The organism is Robiginitalea sp. (assembly GCF_049588695.1).
Classification (GTDB): Bacteria; Bacteroidota; Bacteroidia; order Flavobacteriales; family Flavobacteriaceae; genus Robiginitalea.
Map to the genome: position 1 here is coordinate 1 of NZ_JBAVZJ010000068.1, position 3,824 is coordinate 3,824.

The window sequence follows — 3,824 nt, forward strand, 5'->3', positions numbered from 1 at the left end:
GGTTAAGATACTTGCCGAATTATCTAATTCGCGTAACTCAATCCGCTCTTCTCAATTCGTTTACTCCGTTTCGGGAGATAACATTTTATATACAAATCCTGCCAAAAGAGCTCCGGCAACAGGTGCAACAATAAAGAGCCAGAGCTGATCTATTGCCCAGCTTCCTGCGAAAACAGCCTGACTGATGCTACGGGCGGGATTGACAGAGGTGTTCGTTACAGGGATACTGATGAGATGAATCAAAGTAAGCCCCAGGCCTATAGCGAGGCCTGCAAAACCTTTTGGGGCCTTAGAATGCGTGGCGCCCAGGATAATGATTAAAAACATAAAAGTCATTACAACTTCGGTAACCAGGGCTGCAAGCATACTGTACCCATCAGGCGAGTGGGCTCCGTAACCATTGGCTGCGAAACCACCGAGTTCAAATCCTGCTTTTCCAGTGGCGATAACGTATAGAATAGATGCCCCGGCAATGCCACCCAATACCTGAGCTGCAATGTAAGGGAGGAGTTCCTTTCCATCAAACCGCCCCCCGATCCATAACCCAATACTCACCGCCGGGTTTAAATGGCAACCCGAGATGTGGCCGATAGCATAGGCCATGGTCAAAACTGTTAATCCGAAAGCAATGGCAACACCTGTAAATCCGATGCCGAGTTCGGGATATCCTGCCGCGAGTACGGCGCTCCCGCATCCCCCCAGGACCAGCCACATAGTTCCGATAAATTCTGCTAGTGCTTTTTTCATAATGCTATACTTTTCGGTTGGTTCGATTTTAAAGATACGGAACTCGATAAATTACACCTACCTTATCGTTCAGCATTTACCGGATGGCTAAACCTAATTTTTGAATCCGGTCTCAGCCCTCAAGTTCTTTTATCCGCTGAATCGCATTGTGGTTTTGCGGATTCAGCTCCAGGGATTTTTTAAAAGACTCCAGGGCCTTTTCTTCCTCCCCGAGAAACAGATAGGCTTCCGCCAGGCTATCCATGAGATTGGCAGATTCCGGATACATTTCAGTGGCAAATCGCAGGACCTTTATTCCTTCCTCCCCTTTTTCAGGATCAAAAACAAGTTGCAGGCCAAGGGTATTGAGGTTGTTCTCGGGAAGGACTAAATCGGGATTATTTACCAACAGGGAATTATACAGGGTATTTAGCTTTTCGTATTGCTGGCGCGCGGCCAGGTCGTTAAAACCCTCAAAACCCATGGTTTCGGTTTGGGGAAGCTTGGTTTTATAACTGATCAGGCCCAGGGACACCTCATTTTCAGCAGGCGGCCTATTGACGAACTCCATAGCCTGATCGTTCCCTTTTAAGTATGCATCAAAAAAGGTTTTAGCGTAAATCGAAACCCAGCGGTAGGACTCCATGATTAGGGGATCGCTTTTGTCCTGCCGGGGATCCCTTTTTTCAAAAAGCACGCCCATGGTACTGAAATAGGAATGCGTTAGGTTATGAAATTTCAGGCGATACACCTGACTCTTTGTAATACTGTCGTAGAGTTTAAAGCTCGTGTTGAGCTCTTGGGGGATACCATCTGCCTTAAGAACGCTATCCGGAATATTTTTCTGGGCCATATGGATGTAGGGGACGTCCAATTTCCCATAATCGAAAAAGGGAGACTTTTTTAAGACGGATTCCTGGTACCTTTCTGTGCCGTCAAGACTTACCAGGGCTTTAATCCGATCATTTCGCATTTGGGTGAGTACACCCGCGAAACCCCCAAAACTAAATCCCATGGCTGCCATTTTTGAGGCATCAGCCACCGGGTACTTCAAAGCCTCGGCAATCAGGAATTCCAAATCCCGGGCCTGGGTTTCTATTTCCTTTTCTGCCTTGGCAAACCAACGTGTTTCGCTTCCGCGGCTTGGGCTGGAAATAACGAGATACCCGTAACTGGCCAGGTACTCGCAAAGGGCAAAATTTTCGACGGAGGAAGCCTGGAAACTCGGGGCATAAAGGATGACTGGAAAGGATCCATCTGCAAATTCTACCTTGCTGAAGGCCTGGGTCTTTTCCTGGAGATGACCTTGGTTTGAGGGGGTGTTTTGGTAATAAAACCAATTCAATAATTGTTCATCCGGCAGGTGCTCCCACTCTTCTTCCTCTTTTAAAATGTGAAAATAGTCCAAAACCTTCAGGGGCTCTGTGGCGTTTGTGTCTTCCCGGGCCGGATACCAGACACTTACGGAAATGGGGCGCGCAATCCTTTCCGCGCTGTAGTCGTAGATTTTCTTATAAGTCCTGGAAGGATCGGAAATTACCTTGTGGGTGAACCCAACAGGGTAGGGTCCGTAATTCAATCCAATATCCTTTAAAGAGGTCTGGCAGAAGCTCATTTGTGCCAGGGCAAGGAAGATGAGGATTGGAATGTAAGCTCGGTATAAAGCCTTTGTGGGTGGGGTCATTCGTTGAGTCGATTGTATTTTTTTAAGGTCCTAACCAGCAAATCATGGGGCAGGGCATAGGCCTTGTTCCCATTGATTCCCTCCATAGTTTCTGCAGCCACCATAGCGTTGATGATAGCTTCTTCCACGGCCTGTACAGTGGCTTCAAAAACCGGCATTAACTGGTCATTGGACATGGATTCCACCTCGGTCGTCTCCTCCCGGTTAAAGGCGTCTGCATTGGCCGTTGAAAAAGCGAGAAAAATATCTCCGGAGCCATTGCTGCCGCGTCCACCCACAATACCTATACCCAGTGGGATCCTCTGGGCAATTCGTTTTAATTGATGGGGGAGCAGGGGGGCATCTGTGGCTACGATGACGATAATGGAGCCATCTCCTTCCTGCCTGCGGGATTGGGGTGGTGCCTTGAATTCGTAATTTAAGGTGTCTTTTAATTCAAGGCCTACCGGGACACCCGCAATGCTGAGGTTTCGTTTGGCGCCGAAATTTGCCTGGACCAAAGCCCCCAGGGTATAGGATTCTTTCCCAATGGGAAATACCCTGGAAGAGGTTCCCGTACCGCCTTTAAAACCCAGACACATCATGCCGGTACCGCCGCCCACATTCCCTTCTGCTATTGGCCCGCCGGATGAATTCTCTATGGCCTCCAATACATGGGCCTCTGTAATGTGAAATCCATAAATGTCATTGAGAAAACCATCATAGGTCTCCCCGACAACCGGATAGGTATACCACCAGTCTTCTCCCTTGTACCAGTCCGTCTCCACGTACCATTTTAAAACGGCGTCCCGAACCACACCCACACTGTTTGTATTGGTAATCATGACAGGGGTTTCCAGGAAACCGGATTCAGTCACCCAGGTGGTACCCGTCATTTCCCCATTGCCGTTAAGGCTGTACCAGTTCGCATAGACCGGACTGAATTTTCTGGCTTTGCCCCTTGGGAAAATTGCCGTTACCCCGGTTCGCACAGGGCCCTTACCCGCCACATTGGGGCCTCCCCCTGAAATTACGGTGCTATAGCCCACTTCCACGCCTGCAACATCCGTAATGGCATTGAATGCCCCGGGTTCCCCCACAAAAGGCACTCCCAGGTCGCGGGCTCTTGGCTTCTGTCCGTAAACTGAAATCGAGAGAAGTATCAGGCCGCAAATGAGGTAAATATTTTTCATGTTTTTTTGCCTTTTTTGTTGCACCTGCCTAATCGCTTACCTCATTTGTTTTGGAGGAATCCGCGAGTAATTTTTGAAGGTCAGTAAGTTCCTTCTGACTTAAATCACGCCATTTTCCGAGCGGGACGTCCAATTGAATATTCATAATCCGATAGCGCTTTAACTGCCGCACTTCGTTCCCCAGGTGTTCACACATCCGGCGTATTTGACGGTTAAGACCCTGGGTGAGGATAATCCGGAAC

The 3,824-nt window shown here is 48.6% G+C and carries 3 protein-coding genes and 1 pseudogene; all 4 read right to left on the reverse strand.

The features are described 5' to 3' along the window. Window positions 1–60: 60 nt before the first annotated feature. The gene (gene aqpZ / locus WBV75_RS01410; RefSeq protein WP_424118876.1) at window positions 61–747 is read right to left on the reverse strand and encodes an aquaporin Z; all 687 of its coding nucleotides are present in this window, start codon (window positions 745–747) and stop codon (window positions 61–63) included. A 112-nt stretch (window positions 748–859) separates the two neighbouring features. Further along, window positions 860–2,410 carry an alpha/beta hydrolase gene (locus WBV75_RS01415; protein WP_424118877.1) on the reverse strand — a complete coding sequence of 517 codons (1,551 nt, stop codon included), beginning with the start codon at window positions 2,408–2,410 and terminating at the stop codon, window positions 860–862. Then, entirely contained in the window at window positions 2,407–3,582 is a 1,176-nt protein-coding gene (locus WBV75_RS01420) for a P1 family peptidase (protein WP_424118878.1), read from the reverse strand. Before WBV75_RS01420 ends, WBV75_RS01415 begins: the two co-directional genes overlap by 4 nt. 28 nt (window positions 3,583–3,610) lie before the next feature. Beyond that, window positions 3,611–3,824: pseudogene (locus WBV75_RS01425) on the reverse strand (23S rRNA pseudouridine synthase F); the annotation flags it as partial.